The organism is uncultured Pseudoflavonifractor sp., assembly GCA_904419835.1.
Taxonomy (GTDB): domain Bacteria; phylum Bacillota; class Clostridia; order Oscillospirales; family Oscillospiraceae; genus Pseudoflavonifractor.
The window spans coordinates 1-4,450 of the sequence record CAJFTA010000092.1; the positions used below are offsets into that span (position 1 = coordinate 1).

The window sequence follows — 4,450 nt, forward strand, 5'->3', positions numbered from 1 at the left end:
GAACATCCACCGGGAGTCCACCGTCTCCCAATACGCCCGCAGCACCTCCACCACGCCGGGCGGCAGGACCAGCCTGCGGATGGAGGCGCGGGTCTTGGGGATGCTCACCTGGAGCTGTCCCCGCACCTCGTAGACCTGCTTGTTCACGGTCAGGGTCCCGGTCTTGAAGTCCAGGTCGTCCCACTGGAGGGCCAGCAGTTCGCCCCGGCGCAGGCCGGTGCATAAGTCCAGAAGAAACAGTTCGTAGTAGCCCTCCGCCTGGGCCTGGATGAGGAACCGCTGGAGTTCCTCCCGGCCCAGTGCCTGCATCTCCCGGCCCCGCTTGGGCGGCAGCTTGCAGCCCACCGCCGGGTTGGTGCGGATGAGCTCCTCCTGCACCGCCTTCTCCAGTGCGGACCGGCAGGCGGCGTGGAGGCCGCGCACCATGGAGTCGGACAGCCCTTTGCCGAACTGCTCCGTTCGGATAAGCCGCCCGCCCGTTTTCATCCGGGCATAGAACTGCTGGAGGTCCTTCTGTGCCAGCTGGTTCAGGGGGGTTTTCCCCAGTTCCGGGATGATGTGCTGATAGATCTTCGCCTCGTAGTTGGCCTGGGTGGTGGGGCGGATCTGAGGTTTCACATAGTTCTGATACCAGATGTCATTCACGCCTACTTTCCCAAAGGAGTAGACGCTTACCAAGTTCTTTTAATGATTGAGCAACGCCTTTCTTTCAACAACCGCGTATCAGGACAGAGCAAAAGGGCCTGCCGCCTGCGGTTGGCAGACGGCAAGCCCTTTTGGCTGCCTGAACGGCTTTAACTTTTCTTTTGAGCCGCTTCAAAAAAACAGCGGCGTGCTCTGTTCTGTTATGTATGGAGGCATGGAAAACAATGCTCAGATGATATGACGGCCATAGACATAGGTGCGGGAATAGTAGCCGCTGGACAGGTCGTCAATCTGGACCACATAGGCGTTGGTGGAGGCGTGGATAAACTTGCCGCCGCCGATATAGATACCCACGTGGGAGACGGGCTTGGAGGTGTATCCGTTGTTGAAGAACACCAGGTCGCCGGGCTGGAGCTGATCCTTGGTCACGGCCACGCCGTTGGCCAGCTGGTCGGTGGCGGTGCGGTTCAGCGTGTAGCCGAACTGGGCGTACACATACTTTGTAAAGCCGGAGCAGTCAAAGGAGGTGGGACCGTTGCCGCCCCACACATAGGCGCAGCCCAGGAAATTCTGGGCATAGTCGGCGATCTGCTGGCCCAGGCTGGAGGTGGTGGCAGCAACGGCGGCGCCGTCGCCCCGGGAGCCCGCGGAGTCCTTCACCGTAATCATATAGTCACTGCTGACATAGCCCGTGGCGCCGTTATATGTAATCTTGTACCAGCCGTTGTCGATGCCCACGATGTCCACCACAGTGCCGTCGCTCAGGGTGGCCACCCGGTCATAGCCGGTGCCGGGGCCGCTGCGCATGTTCAACGTGGAGCCGCCGGCGTTGACCTTGCCGTAGCCGATTTTCACATCGGCAGTTGCCTGCACGTCCAGATATTCCCCGGACATATAGCCCTCAATGGACTTGTAGTCCACCTTGTACCAGCCGTTGCCCGCGTCCTCCAGAACGACGACGGTGTCGCCGCTGGGAGCAGTGGCCAGGATGGTGGAGTCGGTGCTGGCGCTCTCGCGAAGGCGGAGGGCGTCGGCGTTGACGGTGCCCACACCCACGCTGGCGGCGGAAGCGCCGGCGACGGTGATGGCGGAGAGGGCGGCGCCGAGAACTGCGACGCGCAGGAACTTTCCGGCAGGTATCATTGGTATCAGCCTCCATAACAGATTCAGTCCGGCTTGCGCCGGGAGGTTTTCTCTTTTGTAACGGTTGCGTGGGCAGCGCCTCTTACTTGGAAGAGAGGCTGCGCTCCAGCCAGACGGAAGCCACGTCCATGGCGTTGTACAGGCTGTCCTTCTCGGTCTTCTTCACCACCCGGTCCCTGCTCTTCAGGTCGGGGTCGGTGAGCTGCAGCTGCACGGACACACGGGAGGCCACATCCAGGTCGTCCACCTTTTTGGTGTCCAGAATCTGCATCATAATGATGTATTTGTCGGCCATGCTGCCGTAGTAAATCAGGTTGTCCTTGCGGCGGAGCGGGTGTCCTTTATAAACCAGGGGAATCTTTTCTTTCGCCATGAGGCCCTCCTTGTAACAACTAAAATCAAACTGTAACCAAATTGTAACACATTGTAGTCGCCGTGTCAAACTTTTTCCGGCAGAAAATCCTGCCAAGACAACTATTATGTCAATCAAAATGACGGACTGATTTTTTCGTAAAAATTGTTTGCAATTTTGAGCGAAGCGGGGTAAAATTGCGGAGATGGAGTAAAAAAGAGATAACATATGGAGTTGGTAGGGATTGAAACGGGAAAATATTATTGTAGCCGTAGTGGACGGCCTGGGCGGCGGAATCGGGAAGAGCCTGGTGGAGAAGCTGAAGAAGAGCTACCCCTGGCTTTATGTCCGTGCGCTGGGGACCAATTCCGGGGCCACCGCCCGCATGCTGAAGGCGGGCGCCGACGACGGCGCCACAGGTGAGAACGCCATTGTGGTCAACGCGGGAAAGGCGCAGATCATTCTGGGGGTGGCCAGCATACTGGCGGCCAACGGCCTGCTGGGGGAGGTTACCCCTGCTATGGCGCTGGCGGTGGGGGAGAGCGAGGCGGTCAAGATTCTCATCCCCATGGAGCGCTGCCACATCCGGGTGGCGGCGGAGCCCGGACCGGTGTCACGGTACCTGGACCGGGCCATGGAGCTGGTGGGCGAGGAGCTGGACCGGCTGACCCAGGCCTGATCATCATCTGACACGCCCCTGTCTGCCAGGCAGACGGGGGTGTCTGGGTATTTCCCGGGTGATGCCTGCCGGGGGACGCAGGGCGCTGAACAGCCCGCAGGCGGCGCAGACCAGAGCAGCCAGCATCAGCAGCGCGCCCAGCGCCATGGGGAAGGCGTACTCCAGCTTCAGGTAAGCGTAGTAGGCGCCCAGAGAGGCCACCTGCACCAGTGCCGCCTGGGGGATGCGCCGCCGGTCTGTGCAGGCCAGAATCAGAGTGAGGACGTCGGCCAGAAAGAAGTAACGGTCGTGCATGTGGGGGAGGAGAAAGGGAATCCCGATGGACAGCACCGCGCCGCCCGCCAGCAGCGCCAGGTCGCCGGCCTGCCGCCGGTTGAGGAAGAGGGCCAGCAGCACGCCCAGGGTCAGCAGCCCGGCGGCGGCGATGCCCAGCGGGGCCAGCAGGGACACATTTCCTGACAGCGCGTCCGGGAACAGGGCGTAGACGGAGGGGGCGTTGAGGGTGAGATAATCCGCGTAGGCCTCCGCCTGTCCGACGTAGACCCCCAGAATGTCGGGCAGAGGCTTTCCTGCCAGCAGCGCCGGGAAAACAGCGCCCAGGAAGGCGGCGGGGAAGAGGGGCAGATGCCTGGTCCGGATCCGCCCGGTAAACCAGAGAGCCGCCCACAGCGGCAGGAGGAAGATGGTCTGGAGCTTGACGGAAAAGGCCAGGCCGGCCAGCACCAGGGAGGCGGCGCCATGACGCTCCAGGCCGCAGGCCAGTGCGTGGAGGATAAGGGCGGCGTAGATGGCGTCGCACTGGGACCAGCAGGCGCCGTTGAGCACCACCGTGGGCAGCAGAAGGAGCAGACAGAAGGCGGCGGCGGGCCGGGGACTGCCGGACGGACAGAAGAGACGGCACAGCCGGAAGCCGCTCCAGGCGAGCAGCACGTCAAAGAGCACGGAAAAGAGCTTGATAAGGTAGAAATCCGGTGCATCCAGGTAGGAGAGGGCGGCGAGAAAATAGAGGTAGGGGACATTGTAATTCCCCACATTGTCCTTCAGGGCGGTGAAGCCGCCGTGGCTCCGGAAGTAGTCCACCCAGGGGCCGAGGAAGTCGTAGTAATCGTAGGAGCAGTAATCCAGGCACAGCACCCGGTAGAAGAGGGCCGCCCCCACCGGCAGCAGGCAGAGCAGGCACAGCTGCCAGCCGCAGCCCTCCAGGGCCAGCAGGGCCAGCGCCAGGGCGGCCAGCATCAGGACCAGCATAAAAATCAGCCATCGGCCCGGCTGGGCGGCGTATTGGAGCCCCATGACCCGGGCCAGCGCCAGCATGAGCAGCGCCGCGCCCGCTGCCCCGCACGGAATTGCCAGCCAGGCTCCGCAGGTGCGGGGCGGGTGCCAGAGCGTGTCAGACATAAAATTCCCTCCTTCAGGAAGAATCTTCCACAAGCCTACCATGGAAAAGGGAGAAAATCTCGGGAAACCGGGCGAAAGGAGCGGCAGGGACGCAAATCTTCCTGCCTTAAGCTGTGCCAGCACGAACAATAACCCAGCGTGTCGAAAAACCTCCCAGAAGGGGAAGCCTCGCAGAGTTCCGTCATCCGCAGATGACGGAATCAAATGAAAATCCGTCATTTTCGGGGACATGC

General features: G+C 61.6%; 5 protein-coding genes. 1 reads left to right on the plus strand and 4 read right to left on the minus strand.

Features of this window, described 5'->3' with window-relative positions; all coding sequences use genetic code 11:
• The 3 genes from QZY67_RS11525 to QZY67_RS11535 all read right to left on the minus strand — a co-directional run.
• The coding region (locus tag QZY67_RS11525) for a site-specific integrase (protein ID WP_295370450.1) at positions 1-645 on the minus strand (645 nt) is incomplete at its 3' end.
• A 228-nt stretch (positions 646-873) separates the two neighbouring features.
• Positions 874-1,788, minus strand: a complete 915-nt coding sequence (locus QZY67_RS11530; RefSeq protein ID WP_295370452.1) for an SH3 domain-containing C40 family peptidase — start codon at positions 1,786-1,788, stop codon at positions 874-876.
• 82 nt (positions 1,789-1,870) lie between these two features.
• Complete coding sequence (locus QZY67_RS11535; protein ID WP_294536914.1) at positions 1,871-2,161, minus strand: hypothetical protein; 291 nt, start codon at positions 2,159-2,161, stop codon at positions 1,871-1,873.
• A 223-nt stretch (positions 2,162-2,384) separates the two neighbouring features.
• Here QZY67_RS11535 and QZY67_RS11540 point away from each other — a divergent pair, with 223 nt between their 5' ends.
• Positions 2,385-2,819: a DUF3842 family protein gene (locus QZY67_RS11540; RefSeq protein ID WP_366448972.1), complete on the plus strand. Its 435-nt coding sequence runs from the start codon at positions 2,385-2,387 to the stop codon at positions 2,817-2,819.
• Positions 2,820-2,822: 3 nt separating this feature from the next.
• Here QZY67_RS11540 and QZY67_RS11545 read toward each other — a convergent pair whose 3' ends face one another.
• Positions 2,823-4,217 (minus strand): conjugal transfer protein TraL, encoded by a 1,395-nt coding sequence (locus QZY67_RS11545; protein WP_295370454.1) that lies wholly within the window; start codon positions 4,215-4,217, stop codon positions 2,823-2,825.
• Positions 4,218-4,450: the final 233 nt, after the last annotated feature.

Bases quoted from the DNA above. Each gene is read 5' to 3' on its own strand.
- QZY67_RS11545 (WP_295370454.1), bottom strand. From the start codon at position 4,217: ATGTCTGACACGCTCTGGCACCCGCCCCGCACCTGCGGAGCCTGGCTG.
- QZY67_RS11530 (WP_295370452.1), bottom strand. From the start codon at position 1,788: ATGATACCTGCCGGAAAGTTCCTGCGCGTCGCAGTTCTCGGCGCCGCC.
- QZY67_RS11535 (WP_294536914.1), bottom strand. From the start codon at position 2,161: ATGGCGAAAGAAAAGATTCCCCTGGTTTATAAAGGACACCCGCTCCGC.